The sequence below is a fragment of the Roseomonas aerilata DSM 19363 genome, assembly GCF_000711725.1.
Classification (GTDB): Bacteria; Pseudomonadota; Alphaproteobacteria; order Acetobacterales; family Acetobacteraceae; genus Roseomonas; species Roseomonas aerilata.
Genome location: NZ_JONP01000010.1, coordinates 154056 through 179184 on the forward strand (window position 1 = coordinate 154056; position 25129 = coordinate 179184).

General features: G+C 69.2%; 23 protein-coding genes and 2 pseudogenes. 7 read left to right on the forward strand and 18 right to left on the reverse strand.

Annotation, left to right across the window (positions count from 1 at the left end):
- Window positions 1–39: 39 nt before the first annotated feature.
- The 3 genes and pseudogenes from BO39_RS31065 to uxuA all read left to right on the forward strand — a co-directional run.
- Window positions 40–228 (forward strand): annotated as a pseudogene (locus tag BO39_RS31065) (helix-turn-helix domain-containing protein); the annotation flags it as partial.
- Between the two features lie 223 nt (window positions 229–451).
- On the forward strand, window positions 452–1462 hold the full coding sequence (locus BO39_RS13755) for a Bug family tripartite tricarboxylate transporter substrate binding protein (protein WP_043834148.1): 1011 nt from the start codon (window positions 452–454) through the stop codon (window positions 1460–1462).
- Between the two features lie 482 nt (window positions 1463–1944).
- Window positions 1945–3141: a mannonate dehydratase gene (gene uxuA / locus BO39_RS13760; RefSeq protein WP_043834151.1), complete on the forward strand. Its 1197-nt coding sequence runs from the start codon at window positions 1945–1947 to the stop codon at window positions 3139–3141.
- 97 nt (window positions 3142–3238) lie between these two features.
- Here uxuA and BO39_RS31070 read toward each other — a convergent pair whose 3' ends face one another.
- The 5 genes from BO39_RS31070 to BO39_RS13780 all read right to left on the reverse strand — a co-directional run bounded on the left by BO39_RS31070 (window position 3239) and on the right by BO39_RS13780 (window position 6558).
- On the reverse strand, window positions 3239–3712 hold the full coding sequence (locus BO39_RS31070) for an FCD domain-containing protein (protein WP_084698096.1): 474 nt from the start codon (window positions 3710–3712) through the stop codon (window positions 3239–3241).
- On the reverse strand, window positions 3660–4205 hold the full coding sequence (locus BO39_RS13765; RefSeq protein WP_043834153.1) for a UvrD-helicase domain-containing protein: 546 nt from the start codon (window positions 4203–4205) through the stop codon (window positions 3660–3662). The genes BO39_RS31070 and BO39_RS13765 overlap by 53 nt, the downstream gene beginning before the upstream one ends.
- Complete coding sequence (locus BO39_RS13770) at window positions 4189–4635, reverse strand: SprT family zinc-dependent metalloprotease (RefSeq protein ID WP_043834154.1); 447 nt, start codon at window positions 4633–4635, stop codon at window positions 4189–4191. The genes BO39_RS13765 and BO39_RS13770 overlap by 17 nt, the downstream gene beginning before the upstream one ends.
- Window positions 4632–5387: a DUF7168 domain-containing protein gene (locus BO39_RS13775; RefSeq protein ID WP_342666324.1), complete on the reverse strand. Its 756-nt coding sequence runs from the start codon at window positions 5385–5387 to the stop codon at window positions 4632–4634. Before BO39_RS13775 ends, BO39_RS13770 begins: the two co-directional genes overlap by 4 nt.
- A gap of 274 nt (window positions 5388–5661) precedes the next feature.
- A complete protein-coding gene (locus BO39_RS13780; RefSeq protein WP_043834158.1) occupies window positions 5662–6558 on the reverse strand; it encodes a LysR family transcriptional regulator in 897 nt (298 codons plus the stop codon).
- A gap of 95 nt (window positions 6559–6653) precedes the next feature.
- Here BO39_RS13780 and BO39_RS13785 point away from each other — a divergent pair, with 95 nt between their 5' ends.
- Window positions 6654–7268: an FMN-dependent NADH-azoreductase gene (locus BO39_RS13785; protein WP_043834161.1), complete on the forward strand. Its 615-nt coding sequence runs from the start codon at window positions 6654–6656 to the stop codon at window positions 7266–7268.
- A gap of 199 nt (window positions 7269–7467) precedes the next feature.
- Here the strand turns inward: BO39_RS13785 and BO39_RS13790 are convergent, their stop codons facing one another.
- Window positions 7468–8370 (reverse strand): LysR family transcriptional regulator, encoded by a 903-nt coding sequence (locus BO39_RS13790; RefSeq protein ID WP_043834163.1) that lies wholly within the window; start codon window positions 8368–8370, stop codon window positions 7468–7470.
- A 104-nt stretch (window positions 8371–8474) separates the two neighbouring features.
- Here BO39_RS13790 and BO39_RS13795 point away from each other — a divergent pair, with 104 nt between their 5' ends.
- Window positions 8475–9224: an SDR family oxidoreductase gene (locus BO39_RS13795; RefSeq protein WP_043834166.1), complete on the forward strand. Its 750-nt coding sequence runs from the start codon at window positions 8475–8477 to the stop codon at window positions 9222–9224.
- 131 nt (window positions 9225–9355) lie between these two features.
- Here BO39_RS13795 and BO39_RS13800 read toward each other — a convergent pair whose 3' ends face one another.
- The 9 genes and pseudogenes from BO39_RS13800 to BO39_RS13835 all read right to left on the reverse strand — a co-directional run bounded on the left by BO39_RS13800 (window position 9356) and on the right by BO39_RS13835 (window position 15503).
- A complete protein-coding gene (locus BO39_RS13800) occupies window positions 9356–9541 on the reverse strand; it encodes a hypothetical protein (protein WP_043834169.1) in 186 nt (61 codons plus the stop codon).
- Entirely contained in the window at window positions 9538–9792 is a 255-nt protein-coding gene (locus tag BO39_RS33965; protein ID WP_043834171.1) for a hypothetical protein, read from the reverse strand. The genes BO39_RS13800 and BO39_RS33965 overlap by 4 nt, the downstream gene beginning before the upstream one ends.
- Before the next feature lie 124 nt (window positions 9793–9916).
- Window positions 9917–10327: an ABC transporter substrate-binding protein gene (locus BO39_RS33970; protein WP_245615156.1), complete on the reverse strand. Its 411-nt coding sequence runs from the start codon at window positions 10325–10327 to the stop codon at window positions 9917–9919.
- A 256-nt stretch (window positions 10328–10583) separates the two neighbouring features.
- Window positions 10584–11873 (reverse strand): acyl-CoA thioester hydrolase/BAAT C-terminal domain-containing protein, encoded by a 1290-nt coding sequence (locus BO39_RS13815; protein ID WP_211257450.1) that lies wholly within the window; start codon window positions 11871–11873, stop codon window positions 10584–10586.
- Window positions 11874–11875: 2 nt separating this feature from the next.
- Complete coding sequence (locus BO39_RS13820; protein ID WP_084698098.1) at window positions 11876–13465, reverse strand: ABC transporter substrate-binding protein; 1590 nt, start codon at window positions 13463–13465, stop codon at window positions 11876–11878.
- 60 nt (window positions 13466–13525) lie between these two features.
- Window positions 13526–14296, reverse strand: a pseudogene (locus tag BO39_RS13825) (ABC transporter substrate-binding protein); the annotation flags it as partial.
- A gap of 260 nt (window positions 14297–14556) precedes the next feature.
- Complete coding sequence (locus tag BO39_RS35220) at window positions 14557–14700, reverse strand: FAD/NAD(P)-binding protein (protein ID WP_084698100.1); 144 nt, start codon at window positions 14698–14700, stop codon at window positions 14557–14559.
- 152 nt (window positions 14701–14852) lie between these two features.
- Complete coding sequence (locus tag BO39_RS13830; protein WP_043834177.1) at window positions 14853–15074, reverse strand: response regulator; 222 nt, start codon at window positions 15072–15074, stop codon at window positions 14853–14855.
- A gap of 102 nt (window positions 15075–15176) precedes the next feature.
- A complete protein-coding gene (locus BO39_RS13835; RefSeq protein ID WP_043834180.1) occupies window positions 15177–15503 on the reverse strand; it encodes a hypothetical protein in 327 nt (108 codons plus the stop codon).
- Window positions 15504–15912: 409 nt separating this feature from the next.
- Between BO39_RS13835 and BO39_RS13840 the strand changes: the two genes are divergently transcribed.
- Together BO39_RS13840 and BO39_RS13845 are read left to right on the forward strand one after the other, a co-directional pair.
- Window positions 15913–17262, forward strand: coding sequence for an LLM class flavin-dependent oxidoreductase (locus BO39_RS13840; RefSeq protein ID WP_043834182.1), 1350 nt, complete (start codon window positions 15913–15915; stop codon window positions 17260–17262).
- A 22-nt stretch (window positions 17263–17284) separates the two neighbouring features.
- Window positions 17285–18256 carry a tripartite tricarboxylate transporter substrate binding protein gene (locus BO39_RS13845; protein ID WP_052402069.1) on the forward strand — a complete coding sequence of 324 codons (972 nt, stop codon included), beginning with the start codon at window positions 17285–17287 and terminating at the stop codon, window positions 18254–18256.
- Here the strand turns inward: BO39_RS13845 and BO39_RS33975 are convergent.
- From BO39_RS33975 to BO39_RS13860, 3 genes are all read right to left on the reverse strand, one after another.
- On the reverse strand, window positions 18253–18498 hold the full coding sequence (locus tag BO39_RS33975) for a hypothetical protein (RefSeq protein WP_211257451.1): 246 nt from the start codon (window positions 18496–18498) through the stop codon (window positions 18253–18255). The two genes, BO39_RS13845 and BO39_RS33975, sit on opposite strands and share 4 nt — an antisense overlap.
- A complete protein-coding gene (locus BO39_RS33980) occupies window positions 18492–18734 on the reverse strand; it encodes an FAD-dependent monooxygenase (protein ID WP_043834187.1) in 243 nt (80 codons plus the stop codon). The genes BO39_RS33975 and BO39_RS33980 overlap by 7 nt, the downstream gene beginning before the upstream one ends.
- A gap of 67 nt (window positions 18735–18801) precedes the next feature.
- A complete protein-coding gene (locus tag BO39_RS13860) occupies window positions 18802–25050 on the reverse strand; it encodes an autotransporter outer membrane beta-barrel domain-containing protein (protein ID WP_156963681.1) in 6249 nt (2082 codons plus the stop codon).
- Window positions 25051–25129 lie beyond the last annotated feature (79 nt).

Consider the following 25129-nt stretch of genomic DNA (forward strand, 5'->3'; position numbering starts at 1 on the left):
AGACATCCCGTAAGGGAGCGGTGTGCACCGACGGGATGCATGATGACGACAGAGGCAATGGACGCGGCCGATCCTGCCTGGGGTGGTTGGATGTCACGCCAGCGCAAGCACGATGCGGTGCTGCGGCTGCTTCGGGGGAAGAGTCTGGCGACGGTCTCGCGGGCGCTGGGTGTGACCGCGGCGACCCTGAGCAGCTGGCGCGACGCCTTCCTGTCAGCCGGCGACGCGATCAAGAGGCTGGATGATCTCGTCCAGGTACCGGAAGCCGCGATAGGGACTGGACGAGCTCGTCATGCGGGGCAGGTTGTTACTGCTCTGGCAGGTCTCCAACCCGGCAGACCAACACGGCCCCTTGTTCGTTGGACCGCTCTAAATTACCGTCCCGTCAGAACTGCCAGCGATGGCCGGCGCACGCGCGCAGAACCTGCGGCGCGATTGAGGAAACCAAGGAATGTGCAGCAACAGCCCTGCGGTGCGCCCGCTGTCCCGTCGTCTGGTCCTCGGTGCCGGGATGGGCGCCGGGCTCAGCTCCGGCCTCGCCCTGCCCGCTGGCGCGCAGGCGCCATGGCCGAGCCGCCCGATCACGCTGGTGGTGGGCTTCCCGCCTGGCGGCCAGACCGATTTCGCGGCCCGCATGGTGCAGCCGGGCCTCGGCACCGCCCTGGGCCAGACCGTGGTGATTGAGAACCGCGGCGGCGCCGGCGGCAATCTCGGTACGGAGGCGGTGATGCGCGCCCGGCCGGACGGCTACACGCTGCTCGCGGGCAATTCGAGCCCGATGGCCATCAATCCTCACACCTTCCCGAACATGACCATCAACCCGCTTGACATGGTCCCGATCGGGCTGTCGCTGCAGAGTTCCATGGTGCTCTGCGTGCATCCCTCCGTGCCTGCCACGAACGTCGAGGAATTCGCCGCCTGGGTGAAGGCTCAGCGCAATGGCGTGAACTACGGCACCCCGGCCGCCGGCAGCCTCTCCCACTGCGCGATGGAGCTGTTCCGCAGCCGCATCGGCAGCCCCGCGATGGAGAGCGTACCCTATCGCGGCAGCGGCCCCGCCATCCAGGACTTCATTGCCAACCGCTTCAGCGCAATGTTCGACGGCGCCTCCGTCGTGGCGCCCTTCGTCAAGGCGGGGCAGCTGCGCGCCATCCTCGTCACCGGCGCGAACCGCTCCCCCGCCTTCCCGGATGTAGCGACCTCCGCCGAGCAGGGGCTGAACGACTTCACCTTCACGGCCTGGATCGGCCTTTTCGCACCGCGTGGCACGCCGGACGACGTTATCCGCAAGATTTACGCCGCACAGAGCACCGCCCTTCAGGACGCGACGCTGCGCGAGCGGATCACCAGCCAGGGCGACGAGCCCGGCAGCGGCACCACCGAGGAATTCGCCGCCATGGTTCGCCGCGACCACGCCCTTTGGGGCGAGGTGGTACGCGCGAACAACATCACTGCGAGCTGACGGTCCGGGCTGCAGGACGGAACGCCAGACTTCACTCCCGACGTGCCGCTGCGTGGCGATTTTCGCCTCGCCGTCACGGGCATGACTGACGACCGGCAGCCCGGCGGCCGTTCCGCCCGGCATCAGCGTCATCGTGAGGTACCTGCGCGCGCCGCCATTGGCATAGGCGATGCGCGGGTTCGCTGAGCAGGATCGCCACTCGATCCGATGCGCCTTGTGGCCAGACAACGTGCCAATGCCCCATGGACCGTTCGCAGAAGCTGCCCTAGCGCCTTCTCCCGACAGCACGGGAGCGCCTGGCCGCCGGGTTATTCCCCGCCAGGGCTCGCGCGGTTGTCGCATGCCCGCGCGGCGTGGATGAGGCCGGCCGATCAACGCGCAGGCGGGCTTCCGCGCCGCACCCGACACTTATCGCCGCCCGCTCACGCCCGTCGCCCGCGTCGCTGCGGGGGGCTGAAGCCCTTTCCTGAAGGATCGCATCGATGGAAGAAACCTGGCGCTGGTTCGGCCCCGACGATGCAGTCCGGCTGGACCATATCCGGCAGGCAGGCGCACACGGAATCGTCACCTCCTTGCACCACATTCCCTATGGCGAGGTCTGGAGCATCGAGGAAATCGAGCGGCGCAAGGCCATTCTCGCGCAGAACCCCTCGCTCGGCCTCCACTGGCGCGTGGTCGAAAGCCTGCCGGTGCACGAGAAAATCCGGCGCGGCGACGCCGACTGCGCGCCGCTCTTTCAGAACTACCGTCAGTCCATGCGCAACCTCGCGGCCTGCGGGGTGACGAACATCTGCTACAACTTCATGCCGGTGCTCGACTGGACACGGACGGAACTTCGCCATCCGCTGCCTGGCGGCGGCACGGCGCTGCGCTTCAACGCGCACGAGTATGTCGGCTTCGACGTCTTCATCCTGGAACGCCCCGGCGCGGACGAAGGCGTACCGGAAACGCTGCTTGCTCGCGCGAAGACCTGGGTAGAGGAGGCCAGCGAGGAGCAGAAAGAGACGCTGCTCGCCTCGATCATGGCGGGGCTGCCCGGCGCCTATGAGCGCTACGACGTGGCGGGGCTTCGCCAGATCCTCGCCGCCTACGGAGAGATGACGCCAGCGGATCTGAAGGCGAACCTGCGGCGCTTTCTTGAAGAGATCATCCCCACGGCTGAAGAACTCGGCATCACCATGGGCATGCATCCCGACGACCCGCCACGCCCGCTTTTCGGCCTGCCGCGCATCGTCTCGACGGAAGAGGACATCGCTGACCTCCTCGCCATGGTCGACAGCCCCTCCAACGGGCTCACGCTCTGCACGGGCTCGCTTGGCGCGCATCCCGCAAGCGACCTCCCGCGCATTGCCGTGCGCTTTGCGGAGCGCATCCACTTTGCCCACCTTCGCAACGTCGCGAAGGAGCCGGACGGTTCCTTCATGGAGGCGGACCATCTTGGCGGTGACACGGACATGGTTGCGGTAGTGGAGGCGCTGCTCACGGAAGGAAAGCGGCGCCGCGATGAAGGACGGGCAGACTGGCGCATCCCTTTCCGCCCGGATCACGGGCATGAGCTAGCGGACGACCTCGGGAAGCCAACCTTTCCCGGCTATCCGTTGATCGGCCGTTTGCGCGGTCTGGCCGAGCTTCGCGGGGTCATGACGGCCATCGCCCGGCTAAAGGACCTGCCGCTTTAACGCTGATACGCGGCAGGGGGTCCGGTAGGATTCACGCGACCTTCGCACAGGGATCGGGCCCAGGGTGGGGATGCGCTGCGGCATCCCGATGCGGAGATCATGGTGCCACCACCCCCAGATGTGGTGCCGAGAGGCGCCGTCGAGATCGACCGGGCCACGCCCGAGTTCGCGACCGGGCGGTAGCACGTGACTTCGCGTCGCGGATGGGCCGAGCGGGCGCTCGCGGAGCAGCCTCTGCCGGAACGCGCCAGGCCTCGCCGCCGAACCGCGCCAGGGCGCCTGTGTCCACCACGTGCTGGACGCAGTTGCGCAGGTGCTCGGCCAGTGCTTGGCCGCCGGTGGCACCGTCACGTGCCAGGGCGCTGTCCAGCAAGCGCCGGTGCTCCGCCGCTGCCGCCTCTCCGCGGAACACCACGGCGACGATCTGGTAGCGCAGGTACCGGTCGTAGATGGCCGCGTGCGCCCGCAACAGCAGCTTCAATCCGCAGGCCGCGATCAGCGCGCGGTGGGACTCCCGATCAACCTCTTGGACCGGCTCGCCCAGCCATGAGATCGAGGCACCACGTCGCATCAGCCCGGATCCGTGCGCCGGCCAGTTCTGCACCCGGCAGCAGGCCGGCGGAGCGTGAAGCCTCAGCGGCTGGCGGCGATAGTGTCGTGAAGACGCTTCCCGTCGCGATATCAACCATGCCGGCGGCCCCCATCAGCAAGGCGCGGGCGTCTCGCTGACCGAGGATGGCAAAGCCTCGCGGCAGGCCAGGGATGCTGGCAGCGTCCGCGACCATGAGCCGCGCCATGACGGCGTGGAAGGTGCCGACCCAGCGCGGCGTCCGTGCCGGCCCGAGCAGGGCGGCGAGCCGGTCGCGCATCTCGCCGGCGGCGCTCGTGGTGAAGGTGATGCAGAGCAGGCGCTCGGGCGCCTCACCCTGCAGGATGAGGTCGGCCACACGCCGGATCAGCGTCTCGGTCTTGCCTGAGCTCGCCCCTGCCAGGACCAGGAGCGGCGCCGGCGTGGTCGCGGCCGCGCGCTGGGCCGGGTTCAGGCGCTCAAGGTGAGGCGGCATCGAGGAACACCGGTCGTGCGGAGAGGTCCACCTTGATGCCTGCCTCTTGCAAGGAGGGCAGCAGGGTCGCGGAGGGTAGGCGCAGGTAGCGCTCAAGGAGTTGCAGGTAGAGGCCCATGAAGCGCGGTCCGTGACCGTCCGTGTCGCCCTCGGCCGTGCTGGTCATGGCATGGGCCAGCTCGTGCAGGAGGATCCAGGACGGCAGCGCCTCGGGCAGCCGCAGGCGCAACCTCGTGGCATCCGCCTGCCGGACGCTGGCCTGCGCCGGCAGCCGCTCCACCTTGGGTGGCCAGCGCAGGCCCATCTCGGCCCAGATGGCGTCCACCATGGCCTGGGCGACCGAAAAGGGGATGGGGTCCGGCGCGTGGGGCGCCACCACCCGGTCCTCCCAAGCATAGACCCGCGCGCGCTGCCGATCGCGCTCGCTCATCCCTCCAGCCGGTCCTGCGCCGTGCCGCCCACCGGGCGCTGGAGATTGACCCGCTCGCCCGCGGCATAGCCGTGCTGGTAGGCGCCGTTCAAGCGAATGCTGGCGCCACGCTGGGCGACAAGCCGCACCGCGGCCGTGCGGAAGGCCTCCTCCACCACGCTGTGCTTGACGAGGATGAGGGCCGTGCCGCTCGAGCGCTGCGCCGCCACCTCGGCCTGCCTGGCGGCGTGCATCGCCTCCAGCCGCTCGGCGAGGCGGCTGGCCATACCGTGGGCAAAGCTGGTGGAGGCCTGCCGCAGCGGGATCCCTCGCAGCGCGGGGCGCTGTGCCCGAAAACGCAGCACCTCCTGGGCGATGCCGCGGTCGATCACCGCGAAGAGGTAAACGGCCATGGAGGTGTCCGGCTCGAAGCCGAAGAAGACGTAGCGGGGCCGGTCTTCGTCGCGGGCGAGCCAGACCTTGCAGTCACAGAAGCGAGCGATGGCGGGCACGCAGCCGTCGATGGGCCGGCGCTGACGGCCGGGCAGCGGCACCTCCACCTGCACGCAGGGCTCGGCCCGGAGGTCGACCTCGGCCATGCTCAGCGCGTAGCGCTCCAGCAGGCGGCCGACCATCTCGGCCGCGGCCAGCGCCTCGGCCTCGGTGCAGCCGTTCGAGACGGTCTTCTCGGAAAGGGCGCGGATGCGCGCCTTGACGCGCGTGAGTTCAGTGGTCTGGCTCAGGGTAAGGCACCGGGCGGTTGGTTCAGACAGCCGAGGCTAACACTGCACTCCCGTGAGCCCCACCACCGATCCTCCATGTCGCCCCCTGGCGTCCTGCCCTCGGTGCGCAAGCGCTTCGGCAGATTTGCGCCCATTTCAGCCATCTGCCTGATGTTGCCGCTTTTCTGAAAGCGGACTTGATCACCCGGACGGTGCCCTGTGGACGACCAGGGTGGAGAGGGAACTCTCGCTGATCTGACGGCACCGTCGCCGTATCGCTCGATCCGAGGCGTACCGGCTCTGCCATCGGCGGCGCGACGACCGTTCAGCCCAGCCGGGCCTGCAAGTCGTCGAGCAGCCACGTACCCGCTCGCCCGAGCGGACGGTCGCGCCTGTGCGCCGCGTAGATCGTGAGCGCCCCGGGATCTGGCACGGGGTCGTCCTGAATGATCAGATGCTGGAGCCGCCCGTTCTCCAGGAATGGCCTGACGAGGTGCTCGGGCATCCGGCACCAGCCTAGCCCGGCTAGCAGGAAGTCGAGGCGTCGGCCGAGCTCCACAAAGCGCCATGTCTTGACCCCGATGATGCCGTAGCTGGGCGCCCCAGGCGCGAAGGGGTCGGACAGCACCAGCTGGACGTGCTCATACAGATCTTCCCGTGTCACGGGCCGATTGAGTCTCCCCAGGGGGTGATCGGGCGACACGACGGAGATCAGCGTTTCGGCAAGCAGAGGAACCGCGAGGAGGTCGTCCGGCACCCCCGACAGCAGAATGCACAGGGCGAGGGCCACCTCGCCCCTGCGTAGACGCCGCTCGGCACCGCCCAGCCCCTCCGTCGAGAAGCTCACCGGCAGGTTCGGGAACTTATCGCGAAGTGCTCGCAGGCTATCGATGAAGGGTGCGGTGGGAGCCAGCGGGTCGATGGCAACCGCCAGCTCTGGCTCGACACCGTCGCGCATGCCTGCCGCCATGTCCTCGAACCTGGCGGCACCGGCGAGCACGACCCGTGCCTGGCTGATCAGGCTACGCCCCGCATCCGTGACCAGGGGCCGATGACCGGAGCGATCGAAGAGCAATACGCCTTGAACGCCCTCCAGCGTGGCAACGGTCTGGCTGATCGCTGATTGGGCGCGGGCGAGCTTGCGACCCGCCGCCGAGAAGCTGCCCTCATCGGCGATCGCCACCAGTACCCGAAGCTGGTCCAGCGTGAGGTTACCGATCACCCATCGCCCTCGCTTATGAACATCATCGGATCTTTATCACTCCCGGGGAGGGGGCGGAATGATCAGGTTCTCGCTCACCAACAAGGACCTCCTCCATGACCACCCTCCTCGTCGTCGAGACCAGCCCACGCGGCACCCACTCGATCTCCCGCAATCTCACCCGTCGCTTCGTCGATCGTTGGCAGGCTGCCCACCCTGAAGGAAGGGTGGTCGACCGCGACCTGATGGAGACGGACTTGCCGTTCGTGAACGCGCCCTGGCTCCAGGCCTACTTCACGCCGCCCGAGATGCATTCGGCCGAGATGAAGGAAGTGCTGCGGCTATCGGACGAACTCGTCCGGGAGCTCTTATCCGCTGACCACCTCGTCATCGCGACCCCCGTCTACAACTACAACGTCCCGGCGGCCCTGAAGGCGTGGATCGACCACATCGTGCGCAAGGGGATCACGCTGGGGGTGAACGGCGAGGGTCTCCTCACCGGCAAGAAGGCGACGATCCTGCTCGCCTCCGGCGGCGTCTACACCGAGGGATCGCCAATCCGCGACCGGGATATCGCGACCCAGTACCTGCGCCTCATCCTCGGTGTACTGGGCATCACCGACGTCACTTTCGTCGCCGCTGGCAACGCCAAGGCTGTCGACCTTGGCGAGATTGGGCGGGAGGACTTCCTCAATCGGTTCCAGGAGCAGATCCAGGCTGCGGCGGCTTGAGCACTTTGTTCGATCCGGGCTTTTGCGAGGCTCGGTGACGGGTCGAACTCGGCGCTCAAAGATTGGCAGATCGGCGGCTTATCCGGTTCGGTCGCTCCAGGGCGGAAGTTGCGCATCCGGCAAGCTTCGCCCGTCGGCTCTGCGCCCGTTTCGGCCGAATGACCTCTCTTGTCAGCTCCGCCGAAGCGGACGTCGTCCTTCAGCGGGCGGCTGGCCTGGATCGCGCGACGAAGCCCAGAAAGGTCCTGAAGGCCGAGGACATCTGGCGCCGGGTGGGATAGTACAGGAACCAACTCGGCAAGACCGGGCACCACTCCTCCAGCACCGGCACGAGCCCGCCGGACGCGATGACAGGCCGCGCATACTCCTCTGGCAGCCGGACCAGGCCCACGCCGTCCAGCCCGGCGCGCATCGCCACGTGCGGATCGTTCACCGTCAGCGGCCCCTCCGGCGTGATGGTCACCGCCCGACCATCCCTCGCGAACTCCCAGGGGAAGATGCTGCCGCCTGGAAAGCGGTGCCGAATGCAGGCATGGCGCAACAGGTCCTCGGGCTGCCCGGGCGTCCCGCACCGAAGCAGGTAGTCCGGCGCCCCGAGCACAAGGTAGCGCATCGGCCCGCCCAGCGGGACCGCGACCATGTCGCGTGCCAGGTCCTCGCCGAAGCGCACGCCGGCATCGAACCCGTGCTCCACGATGTCCACCCGCGCGGCGTCGCTGATCAGCTCCAGCGACACGTCCGGATTGGCCGCAAGGAACGGCCGCGCGAGAGGCGCCAAGCGGAACTCCAGCGCGGGGATCGGCGCGTTGATGCGGACTGTCCCGGTGGGACGGTCGCGGAAGTCGTTGACCATGTCCACCGCTGCGGCAATGTTGTCCAGCGCGGGCTGAAGACGCTCAAGCAGCCGCTGCCCGGCCTCAGTCGGGGAAACGCTGCGGGTCGTGCGGTGAAGCAGCCGCACGCCCATGCGCTCCTCGAGGTTCCGCATGGTGAGGCTGAGCGCCGAGACGGAGAGGCCGCGTTCCTCTGCCGCCTTCCGGAAGCTCCGCGCCCGGGCGATGGCCGCGAAGGCCTCCAACTCGGCCAGGTTCCGCGACTTCATTGTTGAGCTTTCCTTCACGCGCCGGGAAGAGAAATCCAGCTTATCGAACAGTCTGGCCCGGGACAAAACGCGGCCACTTCCACCTCATCGAACCGGAGTCAGTCGTGGACATCACCGGCAACACCATCCTCATCACCGGCGGCGGCACGGGCATCGGCCGCGGCCTTGCCGAGGCCCTCCACGCCGCGGGCAACACCGTCATCATCGCCGGGCGTCGCCGCACGCCTTTGGAGGCCGTCGCGACGGCACATCCCGGCATGCACCTCGCCACCCTCGACATCGACGACGCCGCCGCGATCCGCGATTTCGCCGCGCACATCGCGGCCGCACACCCCGCCCTGAACGTCCTCATCAACAACGCCGGCATCATGCGCGTGGAGGAGGTGCTCACCGGCCCGGACGCCCTCGCCACTGCCGAGGCCACGATCACCACCAACCTTCTGGGCCCGATCCGCCTGACGTCCGCTCTGCTGCCGCACCTTGTGGCGCAGCCGAAGGCCGCGGTGGTGAACGTCTCCTCCGGCCTGGCCTTCGTGCCGCGCGCGGACACGCCGACCTACTCGGCGACCAAGGCCGCGATCCACTCCTACAGCATGTCCCTGCGCCACCAGCTTCGGAACACCGCTGTGCAGGTGATTGAGCTGGCACCGCCTCTGGTGGCTACAGACCTCACGCCCGGCCAGCGCGACAACCCACGTGCACTCCCGCTGGAAAGCTTCATTCAGGAAAGCATGGCCCTTCTTGCAGCCGATCCGAACGCCGCTGAGATCCTGGTCGAGCGCGTGCTGGCGCAGCGAACCGCCGAGGCCACCGGCCGCTTCGTGGCAGTCTTTGAAATGATCAACCCGCGCTGACGCGCAAGCGGCGTGATCCCGGCGAAAGACGCCGGGCGCGGACTAGCACCCCATGGCAGCTTTCCAGACCATCGCGCCGGAAAGCTGCCATCCGCTATCAGCCAGCTTCGCTCATCTCTACGTTGCCGTGGTCAGGCACGGATCGCGGCCAAGCTCTCCGCGCTGGCCGAGCCGGACTCGCCCGCGAGGACGTCCGCCGCGTCGCCTGGTAGAAGCTGAGGCAGAAGAAAGCGGAGCATAACAATTCCGAGGGTCGCCGGCACCGCCTGAAGGGCGGTCCGGCGCAGCGTCGCGCCCATGCGAGCGAGGGCGATCATGCGTCCACGTACGCGTCTGCTAGACTGGCCTCCACCCCGTTGGCGGTGAGGGAGTGGCCGTGCGCCCGCTTGTTGCTGATCGTCAGGAAGACGGGCGAGGCAAGATTGATGACCGGCACGTCGCGCCCGACGATCCCCTGGACCTCGCGGAACAGCCTGACGCGGCGGCTGGCATCGTTCTCGATCGCCGCCTGCTCCAGCAGGCGGTCCACCTCCGGGTTGCTGTAGCCGGAGCCATTGGAGAAGGGCACGCCTTTGATGAAGTTCTTTGACCAGTAGATGCGCTGCACCCCGACGGTAGGGTCGAACTTGAACAGGAAGGGGCCGGTGCCGATCGGCGCGGCGTTATTCGGACTGGAGAGGGGATCCGCGCCCTCATAGACATGGCGCGGCAGAATAGGTGTCTCGCTGCCGGCCAGCGCGGATCAGGTAGGGCGCGGGCCGCTCCAGCCGCAGCACGGCAGTCGGGGGGTCCGGCGTCTGCACCTCAGCCAGGTTCGCGAAGGTGCTGCGCCCTTGGGGGTGCATGCGCTTGAGGAGCAGCAGTGAGAAGGCCACGTCCGCCGAGGTGAAGTCCCGGCCATCGTGCCACTTCACGCCCGGCCGCAGCTTGAAGGTGTAGGTCAGGCCGCCCGGTGCGATGGTCCAGTCGGTCGCGAGCACGGACTTCGGCGTCAGATTGAAGTCGTACTGCAAGAGGCCCTCCGTCACCTTTTCGGACACGCTCAGCGCCGGGGTGACAACGGTGGTGGCGGCGACGAGCGCGGTGGGCTCGCTCGTCAGCACGAAGGTCAACGTGCCGCCGCGGCGTGGTCCGCCCTGCGCGCGGCTGCTGTGAGGAACCATAAACAGACCAGAAGCCAGGAGGCCGAAGCCACGGCGCGGAAGGAGGACGGACGAAAGGGACGGCCTGGATGGCGCCTCCGGATGCTGGCGGGCGGGCAAGCCGCGATCAGCTTGCCGGCAGCGATCCCCCGCCTAATCCACGCGACAAGTTCAGTAGATTTCGATATTCACAGTCATGGAAGAGATATTGCGGGGGTCACCCCCGGTTTGCCGCTGCATCCCTCAGGAAGGCCAGCGTCGCGTGCCAGCTTGCCTCGCTCGCATAGGCGTTGGCAGCGGCCGTTCCGCCCCCTGTGGCAACGATGCCGCTGACCGGATGCGGCCAGGTGATGTGAGTCGTGGGCTGATAGGGATGGCTGATGGCGTGCCCCGCACCCTCGAAAGCGAGATGCGCGTGCGGCCAGGGATGGTTCGCGGCGGTCAGCGCCTCCTCCACCATCTCGGCGTAGCGCGTGCTCGGCCAGGAGCCGTCATCCGTGCCGGAGATCGTCAGCACCGGCCCGCGGATGCGCTCCACGGGGATACGGGCGCGCGCCACCGCCTCGGCATCCTCCAGCGCCGTCCTCACACCGTGGGCGTGGCGGCGCGGCGGCTCTCCATCGTCGTAGGGACTCCAGCTGGCCATCCGGTTGTTCTCCCAGACATGCGGGACCGGCCGGCCTTCCAGCGTCCAGGCATGGCCGTCCCGCCCGCCCTGCGCCGGATCGGCCGCGCTCATCGCTCCGTGCACCACCGCTCCCGGCACATAGGCAACCACGGCCGAGACCCGTTCCGGGAAGGTCGCACCGAGCAGCAGCGCCAGTTCCCCACCGCGCGACTGCCCGGATACTGCGAGGAAGCCGCCCGGCGGCGACGCCGCAGCGCGAAGCCAGTCGATCCCGCGCGCGAACATCTCCAACGGTGTGTTCGAGATGTAGCGCGGCAAGCCCGGCGCGCCGAAGTAGCCCAGTGCCAACGCGGCAAAGCCGTGGGATGCCAGCAGCGCCGCCCTCGGCTCATTGACGCCGCCCCCTGATCCGTAGAGCACGACCACGGCGGGATGCGGCCCCTCCCCCGCCGGCATGAAGAGCGTGCCGACGAGGTCGTCCTCCCGCAACTCGCGCCGCGTCACACCGGACGCGGCGAAGCGCGCGGTCATGGCCGCCTCGGCGCGCCACTCCCCGGCCTCGGCGGTCAGCCGCGCGTGCACGGGGTTGGCCGCGAGCGGTCCGGTGGCATCGGCCGGAGAGGCGGCCGCCACCTTCTGCTGCGACCAGACGAGCCCCATGGGCGAGACGCCGGCATAGCCCTCCGTCGGCGCGTCACGGGTGGTGTCCACCACGCCTTCGGAATCGGCCAGGAAGGTGGCGCCCCCGGCCCAGCGGCCGCCATCCGGCCAGTCGGTGGCGATGGAGACGTGCACAGGGGCTCCGGGCGGGGCGCCCTCCACCCGGATGCGGCGCGGCACGTCCAGCAGCGCGTCCGTCGGCTCCACGGTCAGGCGCACCGTCACGCCTCCCGCCGCACCATCTGCGCCGCCGTGCGGTCCGAGACGAGGGGCGAGACGGTGAGGCCGCGCCGAGCCGCCCAGAGGTTGCGGAAGTGGTAGACGGGGATGATCCCCGCCTCCCCCATCACCAGCCGGGCGGACTCCCGCAGTATGGCTTCGCGCTTCGCGTCGTCCAGCTCCTGGACCGCCGCTTCCAGCAGCCGGTCCGCCTCCGGGCTCGCATAGCGACCCCAGTTGGAGGCACCCCGCCCCTTGGCGGGATCGTAGGAGCCGATGACGTTGACGAGGGCATAAGAGGCCTCGCCCGTCCCGTTGCCCCAAGTGAGCACAGACATGGCGAATTGCCCGGCGGAGGCGCGGCCGGAGAAGGTGGCCCAGGGCATGTTCTCCACCGTCGTCCGCACCCCGATCCGGGTCCAGGCCTGCGCCACCGCCTGCGCCGTTTCGGGGCCGCGGACGTAGCGGTCCGTCGGGACGTGCACGGCCAGGCGGAACCCGTCCGGGAAGCCGGCCTCAGCCAGCAGGCGCCGCGCCGCCTCCGGATCCGCCGCCGGCACGGTAAGGGCGGGCTCGTAGCCGAAGGAGCCTTCCGGCATCCACTGCGCCGCCGGCACCGCCTGGCCCTGCAGCAGCCGGTCCGAGAGGGCACGCCGGTCGAGCGAGAGGGAGAGGGCTCGGCGCACCCGCGCGTCGCTCAACGGGTTCCGCGTGAGGGCCGAGCCATCGGCCGCGCGCACGAACTCGTTCGGCTCGGGCGAGGCGTTGGGCATCAGCAGCAGCACGCGCAGCCCGGGATGGGCGAAGAGCGCCACGTCCTGTCGCCGGCGGATGTTGTCCACGTCGGCCACCGAGACGCGCTCGATCACGTCCACGTCGCCCGAGAGCAGCGCCGCGGTGCGGGCGGCGGCGTTGGGGATCAGCCGGATCGTCACCTCGGCCCAATCTGGACGCCCGCCCCAGTATTCCTCGTTGCGGCGGAAAACGATGCGATCCCCCGGTGTGTAGGAGACGAAGCGATAGGGGCCAGTGCCGACCGCTGCTTTGCCCGAGTTGAAGTCGGTGCTCGTCGCCCCCTCAGTCGCGTGGCGGGCGACGATGGAGACGGAGGCGAAGTTCAGCGGCGTGAGCGGGGCAGGGCCGTGGGTGCGGACGATTAGCCGGTGCGGGTCCGGCGCCTCCAGCCCCGCGATCTCCCGCAGATAGCCGCCGAAGGAGGAGGAGGAACCGGGCACGTCCGGCGCGCGGCGGAAGGAGAAGATCGCATCCTCCGCCGTGAAGGGCCGACCGTCGTGCCAGCGCACGTCGTCGCGCAGAACGAACTCCCAGGTGATGGGATTCAGCAGCTTCCAGGAGCGAGCGAGGCCGGGCCGCAGCGTGCCGTCGTGGTTCTCCACCAGGAAGTCGAAGGCGTGCAGGTTGACGGAGCGGTCGCCGCCGAAGTTGTTCAACTGCGGATCGATGGAGGAGACGGGATCGCCGAAAGCGATCGTCAGCCGGTCCTCGGGCGCCGGGCGGGCGCCCTGGGCCCGGGCCGTGCCGGCCAGCGTCGGCAGGGCAAGAAGGGTAGACAGGGCGCGGCGGGAGATCATGCGAAAGTCCTCGGGTGCTACCGGACGGGCAGGTGCTTAACGCCCTGCCCGCCCCGTTCGTCAGGCAGCGCTGTTGACGCGCTCGATCGCCACGTCGCGACCGCCGCGGATCTCGTAGAGCTCGAAGTCGCGGGCCGCGAGGCTGCCATCCGGCTTGAAGTCCACGGATGAGCTGGCGCCGTCGTAGGACAGGGTCTTGCCGGCCTTCAGCGCGGCCAATCCCTCCTCCAGGTTCGTCACTCGCTCGCCTGGGCCGTTCGCCACGCGTGGATTGGCAGCCTTCACGGCGTCCGCCGCGTCCGTACCGGCCGCGGCCATGGCGAGGAGGAGGACGTTGATCTGGTCGAAGCCGGCACAGCCGTAGGGCTTCTGCACCTCTCCGTCTGGCATCGCGCCAACGAAGCAAAGATAGGCGTCGTAGGCGCCACTGCCGACTGGCGGCACGGGCAGGCCGTGCAGGATGCCCTCCGCCGCGTGTCCGACCGCCTGCTTGAACTGTGGCCCGACGGCGAAGGACAGGGTGAGCACCTTGCCCTGGTAGCCAGCACGGAAAATGCCGCGGTAGATCGCGGTGAAATCGGTGACGTAGCCCGGGATGAACACCGCCTGTGGGTTGCCGCGGAGCAGCCGGTCCACCTCGGCGCGATAGCTCGGCTGGCTGGTGTTGTAGAAGAACGGCTCGTTCGCCAGCTTGCCCCCCGCCGTTTCCAGTGCGCTGCGGAAGCTGGCGGCGAGGGTGGTGGAGAAGTCGTTGTTCGGCCCGGCCGCCGCGATCCCCGTCAGGCCGCGCTTCACCGCCAGCCGCGCCAGCGCCGAGGTGGCGTGCCAAGGTCTCGCATTGACGCCGTATGTCGGGAACGGCCGTCATCTCCCAGAACGCTCCCTTGGTTATTGGCCCAACCGCGAAAGCCCGGCGTGAGATGCCTCCATCGCGGCCGCGCAGGGCGCAGTTCCCCGTTACGTCCAATCCTAGGCGAAAGGGATCGGGACGAGCGATCCCGCGCGCGAGCAGGTTACGCGCGAGCGGATGGCTGCCTCGGTCGTAGTCGGCGCTCGGCCCGGAACAGTTGATGACGCGCGCCGCCACCAGTTTAATAGGCCCTGCCGCGGCCGAACTGGCCACCGCGCTCGGTGAGGATGACTTGTGTCGAACTGGGGCAGTGACGAAGCAGGTGGAGCGCGAGTAACGTTCCGCTAAAGCCCGCGCCGATAACCGCGATGGTGGTGGACGTCACGCTTCCTGCTCACCCCCAGTGTCCAGGCGACCTAAGTTCGGCATCCCTGCCCTCGCAACGTCAACTACGAGCACGTGAGGGCTCTCACGCCAGCCTGGCCGTGCCACGGCGCGGCAGAAGAACGATCCAGCCGGGAAGGCGAGCAGGATATTTCAGAGCTCGCGAGTTCGCTTGGTAACCCCGAACCCGTTCAGCTGCTCGCCCAGGTCGATGTTGGTAAGGACAACCTGGCAAGGCTCCGCGCCTTCGAGGTACTCCAACGCGGCGGCTGCATTCTCAGCCATCTGCACGATATAGCTTGCGTCCTCCAGCGCCCGGAGCGTCACGTCCAGCACAAGTTCATCATCGTCGAGAACAAGGACGTCGCACGTCATTCGGTCTGCCGTTCCAGTTCTAAAGTAAGCGCGGCAGTCCCGCTGCGGCCGCAACGCTTACCTTAGCCTCTTGCCGGTTCCGGACTGCACTACCGCTCCGATTTATCGCCTCTCGGTCGTCAGCAACCCGAACACGAAGCCGACCGCTCCAGCGATCAGAAGGGCCGGTAGTGGATGCTGGTGGAGAGCTGCGCGGGCGGCTCCTCCTGCCTGATTGGCCTGGACGGCTGTGTGACCGTGAATCGCGGTGTCCGTCCCATCAGGGGAGATAAAGCCTGTGGCGCCGCCTTTGTGAACGGGATCGGAGGCGGGAAAGGTGTCCTCCACCCCTTTGTCGACCTTGGCCTCGTGAGTTGCTCCGGGCTTCAGATCTGAAACCCAGTGCCCGGTCTCCTCGTCGCGCTTCTGGTCGGTACGGTCCTTGTCCATAGTCAGTGTCCTGATCCATCTCTGTGAAAGCCGGTCACAGCGCCCATGGGAGCTGCGGCTCATCGAAGGATGAAGCGCAGAAGACGGGAACAGAGTTCCACCTGAGGCCAGCGCCTCGATGCCGGGGATCCGCTCCTGCCCCTGGGGCACCAGATAGGTTCGGATGGCCGACTGTATCCTGCTCTGGGGTGACCTCCCTGTCCTGAGCATGCAATCCAAGCACGGGTACAGACTTCCTGTTCGAAGGGCGGTTACCGTAGGAGGCCAAACAGCACTGAAATTTGCAAATTGCCGCTTCTCCACTATATGTGACCGTGGAAACGTAATGCGGGCATTAGACCGGCTTCGAGAGAGCCAGATATCCGCCGCCGCCGGTTTTCCGGCCCGGCCTTCCATCGGATTGCGCCCCTTGCCTTCCAAGCGCCAGATCAGCCTCGGCCTCTTTCTCTTCGCCAGCGGCCACCATGTCGCCGGTTGGCGCTGCCCAGGCGCGCAGTCGGACGCCACCTTCAATCCATCATTCATGGCAGACATGGCGCGCAAGGCCGAGGCCGCGTGCTTCGACATGGTCTTCCTAGCCGACAACAACTGCATCCAGCAGGACGACTGGTTGGCCGTGCGGCGCATGGCAAGGCCCAACATCTTCGAGCCGGTCGCCCTGCTCTCGGCGCTGTCCATGGTGACGCGGCGCATCGGCCTCGTGGCTACCGGGTCCACCACCTACTCCGAACCTTACCACATCGCCCGCTCTTTCGGGACGTTGGATTACCTCTCCAACGGGCGCGCCGGCTGGAACATCGTCACCACCTCCAACTCGCTCGAGGCATGGAACTTCGGCCGGGAAAGCCACCCCGCCCATGCCGACCGCTACAAGCGTGCTGCCGAGTTCGTGGAGGTGACCAAGGGCCTTTGGGACAGCTTCGAGGACGACGCCTTCATCCGCGACAAGGAGAGCGGCATCTACTTCGATGCTTCGAAGCTGCACGTCCTCCATCACAAGGGCGAGCATTTCTCGGTCCGCGGCCCGCTGAACCTAGGACGCCCGCCGCAGGGCCATCCCGTCCTGGTCCAGGCCGGCGGCTCTGACGCAGGGCGCGACCTCGCGGCTCGCACGGCCGAGGTGATCTTCGCGGTGAACCAGGCCCTGCCGGACGCACAGGCCTTCTACGCCGACGTGAAGGCGCGGGTGGCTGCCCACGGCCGTGATGCCGACCTGGTGAAGGTCATGCCCGGCTTCTTCCCTGTCGTCGGCCGCACCCGCACGGAAGCGGAGGACCACATGGCGGAGTTGCAGAGGCTGCTGCATCCGGATGTCGGCCTTTCGCTCCTCTCTTTCCTCACCGGCGGCTTCGACCTCTCCGGCTATGACGTGGACGGCCCGCTGCCCGACCTGCCGGATACCGACGTTGGCAAGGCGCGCATAAAGGTGATCGCGGACCTCGCCAAGCGCGAGAACCTCAGCATCCGGCGCCTGTACGAGCGCATCGCCGTCTCACGCGGCCACCACATGATCGTGGGCAGCGCCACCGAGGTCGCCGACCGTATGGAGGAGTGGTTCGAGGGTAAGGCGGCCGACGGCTTCAACGTCATGCCGCCGACCTTTCCCGCGGGCCTGGACGCCTTCGCCAGCCTCGTGGTGCCGGAGCTTCAGCGCCGCGGCCTGTTCCGGACCGGCTATGCCGGCACCACCCTCCGCGAACACCTCGGCCTGCCGCGCCCCGCCCATCTGAGCCGCGGGCAGGTGGCTCTCCCCGCCTGACACCCGCTGCAGGAGTACCGCAATGACCTACTGCCTGCGCCGTCGCATGGCTCTTGGCCTGATCGCGGCACCCGCCCTCGCCCGGGCCGCGCGCGCTGCCGGGTGGGTGCCGGACCGCCCTGTCAGGATCATTGTTCCCTTCCCGCCCGGCGGCGGGCTTGATCTGGTCGGCCGCGTGCTGGCCGACACGATGGCCTCGGAACTCGGCCAACCCGTCGTGGTGGACAACAGGGCTGGCGCCGCCGGCGCGCTCGGCATTGAGCAGGTATATCAGGCGGCGCCAGACGGCTACACGCTCGGCATCACCAGCTCGGGCAACATCACCATCGGCCCGCTCCTGCGCCGGACGCCCTATCAGCCGATGGCGCTCACCCATGTGTCGCGCCTCACGACCAGTCCGTTGATGCTCGTTGCGCGCAAGGGCTCGCCGGTGGCGGATCTGGATGCCTTTCTCGCCTGGATGCGCGCAAAGCCCGAGGAGGTACGCTTCGCCTCCGCCGGTATCGGCTCCAGCACCCATCTGTCGCTCGAGCTGCTGAACATCCGTCTCGGCACGAGGACGATGAATGTGCCCTATCGAGGCACCACGCCGATGCTGACCGACCTTGCCGCCGGCATCGTCGATGTGGCCTTCGCCGACGCGACGGGCTGGCCATTGGTCGAGCAAGGCGCACTCCGCCTGCTGGCTGTGTCCTCCGGTGAGGCTTGGGCGCGCAGCCCCCAGACGCCGACCCTCGACAGCCGGCTGGGCGAGTTCCGCGTGACCAACTGGTACGGGCTGGTTGCCCCGCCGAATCTTCCCGCACCGATCCTGGCGAGGTTCGAGGCAGAGGTGGCGCAGGCCCTCGCGCTGCCCAAGGTGCAGCAGGCTTATGCAACCTCCGGCTTCACGGCCTTGCCACTACCACGAGCGCAGTTCCACCCGTTCCTGGAAAGCGAGATCAAGCTCTGGGACAGCGTGATCGAGACGGCGAAGATCGAGAAGGAAAGTTAGAAGCAAAGCGGGGCAGCGAGGAGGCGTACCGTGCTGACTTCCAACCGTGGACCGGCCTCCAGACGAGATCCCTCTGCCTGCGGGGGATTGTGTTGCATGCGCTCCGCCGTGGCGCCAAACGACCGGAGCTGTGCGCCCAGAAGGCGCTCCGTCTCGCTCTGCGGCACCATCAGCGCGAAGTTGTAGGCGCTGGCGATGTCACAGAACCTGGCGATGTCACAGAACTCGGTGCGGGTCAGCACGGCCGCGCGGCTGCGGATGGACGCGGCATGCACCCGGTGCCCGATCCGCAGGAAAGCGTCCGAGCAGCCAGCCGGTCCAGCAGTTCCAGCGTGCGGCTCCAGACGACGATCGCCCGGGAGGTCTCGGCCGGGTGCGCGCTGCCGTCGATGATCCGGACGAGAAGGCCGTAGCGCGCCAGCTCGGACGCCATGGGCAGGCCGACCGGCCCGGCACCGACAATTAAGATGGGTGACATGAGGGAGGTCCTCCGTTTGGTGCCCCGTCCGCGGGAAGAGGGCGCTCCCCCTTCCCGCGGCCTCTTCTCAGAACCGGTAGGCCGCGCGGGCGAGACCGGCGTGGGAGTTGTAGCCGTCACCGACCGCGGCGCTGTACTGCACGCGCAGGTCCCAGTTGGACGTGGTGAGCAGCTCCGCACCAAGGGTGAACTTGCCCAGCACGTCCGGGATGGGCGTGCTAGCCCGGAAGCCTCGGCTTGCCGGCTGGCTGGCGAGGCGGGCCGTTGCCGCCCAATCCCCGTTCGCGCCCAGCTCGACACCGACGCTGGCGAAGGGGCGGAGCACCGTCGCCTCGCCCAGCCGGACACGCCCACCCACCTCCACGGCAGGCACCGCGGTGAAGGTCGTGGCACCCTGGGAAGCAACGGCGAGGTTGAAGGGCGCGGCCCCGCTCTCCGTGTAGCCGCCGCTGCGGACGTGGTTCAGGTGCAGGTCCACCCGCGGCTGCACATACCAGCCCGCCGCCTCGCCCCCGAAGGGCACCTGGTAGGCCAGCCGCGCGTGGGCGCCGACATGCCAGGCATCCGGCTTGGCCCTCGCGGTGCCCTGGAAGCTGCCGGCGGTGACGGAACGCTGGCTCTCGTACCAGCCGTATCCGGCATCGACGGCGCCCGAGACCTGCCACGGGCCCGCCTGGTAGCGTAGCAGGGCGCCGAGCAGCGCGCTGTCGCCGCTGACCTTGGAGGAGCCCGCATCGCCCCGGAACACGCTGCTCTGGTAGGCGATGGAGCCGCCGACGAACCAGCCCGGCGCGATCTGCACCTGCCCGCCGGTCTGCATCGTCCAGGACGTCGCCTTGTAGCCGAGCGCGCCGCCGGTGCTGTCCTGGGTCGCCGTGCTGCCGAAGGCGCGCGCCCAGCCGCAGCTCGCCTCGTCCTGGCTGATGCCGGCGCCCTCGAAGGTGGCGCAGTCGTTCAGCATGTTGGTGCTGAAGTCGCGGCTGCTGGCGAAGCGGGAGGCCGAGATCGCCCCCACCGTCTGCCCGGACAGGCTGTTCAGCGCCTGCCCGTAGCCAGCGCCGTCGCGCACCCCGGCAAGCGCCGTGAAACCGGCGTTCAGGTTGGCGCCGCCGTTCCACAGCTCCTGCAGGTGAGCGGCAACGGCCCGCTGGTTGGCGCCGAGCCCGGCAGCCTGGCCCGTGAACTCGGCCCGGGGCTGGACCAGCAGGCTGTTGCCGGCCTGCCGGGCGTCGAAGGCGAAGAGATGCGTCCGGGTCGAGGTCAGGGAAGGATCGGGCGTCACGCCCTCGGTCGCGGTCAGCACCGTAACTGCGCGGTTGGCCAGCGCCGCCGGGTGCAGCTCCAGCATGCCGCCCAAGCGGACGCTGCCCTGAACATCGATCCGGTCCGAGGCGCCCGTGCCGTGGTTCGTGTCCAGAACCAAGCGGCCGGTCGGACCCTGAACCAGGTTGCCGCTCATTGCCGTGGCGGCGATCGCGCCGGTGCCGCCGACGTTCACGGTCCCGTTGTTGGTCAGTGTCCCCGCGCCGTAGTTGTTGACTGGCCCCTGGTTGATCGTCGCACCGGCGTCGTTGAGGACGTTGCCGCCACCGCCGCCGTTGCCGAGGCTGATGCTGCCGGTGATCGTGCCGCCGGACTGGTTGTGGATATTGGTCCAGCCCCCGGTGCTGTACACCGCCGTGCCCCCCGCCCCGGTCTTGCCCAGCGAGGTGATGGTTCCTCCGTTGGTGATCTGGTTCGAGGTCGTGGTGTCCACCGGGGCCTGGGCGCTCGGCCCGCCGACGACGTAGATGCCCGCGCCGTACCCGTCGTTGGCGCTGAAGTTGGTCCCGCCCTGGACAGTCCCCCCGGTGAGGACGTTGACGGCGATGGCAGAGCCGCCGGTCAGGTTGCCTGGACGTCCGGAGCCCGGAGCCGGCGCGACGGGTTGCCCCACACTCTCGGCGAAGATGCCGGGCGAGGCCGCGCCGCCCGCCAGCACCTGGCCGCTGACGTTGACGGCCACGGTGCCGCCGGCGCCGGTCCCGCCCGCCCAGCCGTCATTGGCGCCGAAGCCGCTGGTGGTGACACGCCCGCCCCCGCCACCGATGCTCTGGGCCAGGATCACCGGCGTGTTGCCCGCCGCCGTCGAGAGCGTGGCGCCCGGGTTCACCATGACGGAGACCGGCCCGCCGTTGCCGTCGTGGTTGGACGTGGGCGTGAAGCCCGCGCGCTGCGCCGTCAGCCCGGTGTCGCCGGCCAGACCGCCGCCGCCGCCGATGCTCTGCGCCAGCACGGCGACGCCGCCGGTGCCGGTGGTGGTGATGCTGGCCGGCGGCGGCGTCGGCACCTGGGCTGTCGGGGCGGTGCCCACCGTCACAGAGACCGAATTGGCGTTGCCGGTCATCATGCCTGTGCCGAAGGGATTGGCGCTGTTGTTCGGCGTGCCGCCGAGCACCAGACCGCCGCCGCCGCCGATGCTCTGCACCAGGATGCCGTAGGCGTTCCGCCCCATCGTCGCGATGCTGCCGGTGCTGGTGACGGAGACCGCGCCGGCGGTGCCGCCATCCCTGGCATTGCCGCTGGCGCCACCGATGGTGAGATTGATCCCGTAGCTGCCGCCGGTGGCCACCGCCTTGCCGCCGTTGTTGTCCTCGTTGTCGGAGGACCGGGTCCGCACCATCCCGCCGCCACCCTGGATGCTCTGCGCCAGGATGCCGATCGCGTCGTGGCTGCGCGTCTCGATGCTGCCGCTGTTGGTGACGGTGACCGTTCCCGCCGTGCCGCCGCCGCCGCCATTGGCGCCGATGGAGATCGGCACGCTGAGGACCGAGTTGTCGCTGTTGTCCTCTGGCTTCACCTTGGCGGCAGAGGTTCCGGCGATGCCGCCGCCCCCCGCGATGCTCTGCGCCACGATGCCGAGCGACTGGCCGCCGATGGTGGTGATGCCGCCGTAGTTGTTCACCGTGACGTTGGCGCCGTTGCCGCCGCCGCCGCCATTGCCGCCGACACCGATCGCGCCCTGCACGTCGCCGCTGGTGGTCGAGGAGAGGGCCGCGCCGCCATTGCCGCCGCCACCGCCGATGGCCTGCGCGAGGATGCCGTCCGACATGGGGCCGACCGTGCCGATGCGGCCGTAATTGTCCACGGCCACGTTGCCGGCCGCCCCGCCGCTGCCGCCCCGGCCGCCGACGCCGACATTGACGGTAATGGAGGTCGCGTCGCTGCTGTCGTCGCTCTCGCCGGTGTTGCCGCCGAGGTTCTCCAGCGCGTCGCCGTCATCGGCCGCGTCACCGAGGCGGGGTGCCGAGGCCGGCGCGCCGGTCACGAGGCTGGTCGCCAGCGCGGCGAGCGCCTGGACCGAGTTGTACTGGTTGAGGCTGGAGCTGCCGCCGCTGGCCATGGCGGCGGCGATCCGAGCATAGGCGCTGTCCAGTGTCGCCGCAGTGCCCGTGCCGCCGTCGGTGGAGGAGGTCTGGTGGCCGATGGTGCTGGCCGCCTTGCCGCCCTGGCCGCCGCCACCAGCAATGCTCTGCGCCACGACACCGGGCGCCGAGGCGCCGAAGGTGACGATGGCGCTGCCCTGCTTCGTGGTCACGTGAACAGAGTCGCTGTTCAGCCCGGTCCAGGTGGAGCCACCAGTCCCGCTGTTGGCACCGACGTTCAGCGTGGCGCTGTAGGTGCCGCTGGACGTGCCCGCCGCGCCGCCGCCGCGGCCACCACCGCCGCCCACCGCCTGGGCCATGATGCCCACTGCGCCGTCGCCCAGCGTCAGGATGGCACCGTTGTTGGTGGCGACCACCTGGCGGCCGTCGCCGCCGCCCTGCCCCTGGCCGCCCATGTTGAGGGTGACGCTCACATTGGACGCGTCGTCGCCGGTCGCCTTGCCCTGGCCATCCCCGGTGCCGCCCGCGCCGCCGCCGCCGCCGATGCTCTGCGCCAGCACGCCGTCCGCGGACTCGCCGCTGGTGATGATCAGCCCGTTGTTGCCGACCGTCACGGTATTGCCGGAACCGCCGCCGCCGCCGCTGCCGCCGAAGCTGACCGTTCCCGTGAGGTTGAAGGTGCTGCTGCCCTGGGCACTGGCATGGGCAGAGGAGTCGCCGCCCGCACCGCCGCCGCCGCCGATGCTCTGCGCCACCAGCGCGGCCGCTCCGGACCCGCGGGTTGCGAGCAGGCCGCTGTTGTCCAACGTGACGGGGCCGCCTGCGCCACCGGCCCCGCCGCTTCCGGCAAGGCTGACACTGAGCGCGACCGTAGGAATTTCGCCGTTGTCAGGAACGGAATATGCCGTGGCCTTGGAGGCGGCGGCGCCGCCGAGGCCGCCACCCGCGCCGATGCTCTGCGCCACGATGCCGAAGCTGTCATGGCCGGCCGTGACAATCGCTCCGCTGTTGGTGGTGCTCGCACCCGGCGCGAAGCCGATGGAACCGCCATCGCCGCCGCCGCTGCCCGTACCGCCGAGCGCGACGGAGGCGCTGCCGGCGACGCCCGTGCTGCGGCTGTAGGCAGAGCCACCTGAGCCGCCACCGCCGCCGATGCTCTGGAGCAGCATGCCAGGGGAGTGGGCACCCTGCGTGCTTACGGTTCCGGCGCTGGTCGCCTGGATGGCGCCGCCGTTCCCGCCCCCTGCTCCCTGGCCACCGACCACCAGGTTCAGGAAGGCGCCCGAGCCCGAGGCGTCGCCGCCCGACCCGCCCCCGCCGCCGACGCTCTGCGCCGCCATGCCCGAGGAGAGCTCGGCCGTGGTGCGGATCGTGCCACCATAGTTCAGGATGATGTTGCCGCCGTTGCCGCCGATCGCGCCGGCCCCGCCGACCGCGAGCCAGCCGCGGTCATTGCCACCGGAGCCACCGCCGCCGCCGATGCTCTGCGCGAGGATGCCCGGCGAATTCGTGCTGCCGGTGCTGATCGACCCGCGCCCGGAGACGCTGATGGCGCTGCCGTTGCCACCGGAGGCACCTTCGCCGCCGGTAGCACCCCAGCCGCCGCCGGTGCCGCCGTTCTGGCCAGTGCCGCCGAAGGATTGCGCCAGAATGCCCGGCGCGTGATCAGCACTCTCCGTCGTCAAAGAACCGTCGTTGACGATGGTGATCATGCCGCCATTCCCGCCGCGGCCAGAGTTGCCACCCGACGCCCAGCCGCTTTCATCAGCGCCGAGCCCGCCGATCCCGCCGAAGGATTGGACCCAGATGGCCGGGGTGAAGTACCTGCCGAGCTGGACGTTCACGCTGCTCTGATTGGTGACCGTGACATTGAGGGCCCCGCCGTCTCCCGCAGCACCGCCATCGCCGCCGCTGCCGCCGTCCGTCTTGCTGGAGCCGGTCCCGCCGTTCCCGCCATTGCCGCCGGCGCTGACGATCCGTACGCCGGCACCGGGCGAGACGGATGACGGGCCAACGGTCGGAGGGCTATTGGCGAAGAACTGAGTGTACGCGGTGATCGAGGTACCGAGATTGACGGTGACTGTGCCGCCGGAGCCGGGCAACGCGCTGTTATTCGCATCGGTCGTCGCGCCGTCGACGCCCTGCTTGGCATAGTCGGTCACATGCGGGTGGCCGCTGCCGCCGTTCCCCGCGATCGACTGGGCCAGGATGCCTGTCTGGATGGATTGGATCGCGCCGACCTGGCCGGAATTGGTTTCCGCCTGGTTCGGATTGGCATAGGCATTGATCGTGATGTCGCCACCATTGGCGCCGGGCTGGGATACGCCGGGCAGGCCGCCCTGGGTGGGAACGCCGCCGCCGCCGCCATTGCCGCCGCCGGAGTAGACCTGGACAGCCGGGGCATCGGCCGCCGGATTGCCGTACTGGTCGATGCCGCTGATGACCTGGACGTTGGAGCCCTGCGGCATGGTCACGGTGATGCTGCCCGCCGCCCCGGCAGCACCGCCGCTGCCGGCGCTCAGGTTCGGCACCGGAGCGACGGCGTTGTTGCTGGCATCGGTTCCGTCGCTGCCGCTGCCGGCTTGCGTCGCCAGCGCCACGCCCGGCGTACTTCCAGCGGCGTAGTAGAGACCGCCGGTGCCGGGGACCTGGCTGAGGTCGATGTCGATAGACGTCCCGGCTGTGCCAGGATTGCCGTTGCGGCCCGGCTTGTCGAAGTCGGGGGTGGTGGGCGCTGGACCGTTGGGCGCCGTGTTGGAGAAGGAGCAGCCGCCGTAGGAGATGTCCCCGCAGGTCGTCTGCGTCTGCGCGTGGGCGGGCTGCCCACCCAGGACCAGCGCGAGCGCGGCCACGGCGGAGCAAGAGGAGAGGAGCCGCACGCGGTTCGAGACCGGCGGTGACCCACGGAATGTGGGTTGGGGCGAGCGGTGAGCGAGCGGCGCGGCGGTCATGGTCTTCTCTCAGGGCGAGGGGCTTTGGGCCTGCCAGCGACGGGCTGGCCATGGGCTGCCTCGTACCGGTAGCCTTCGC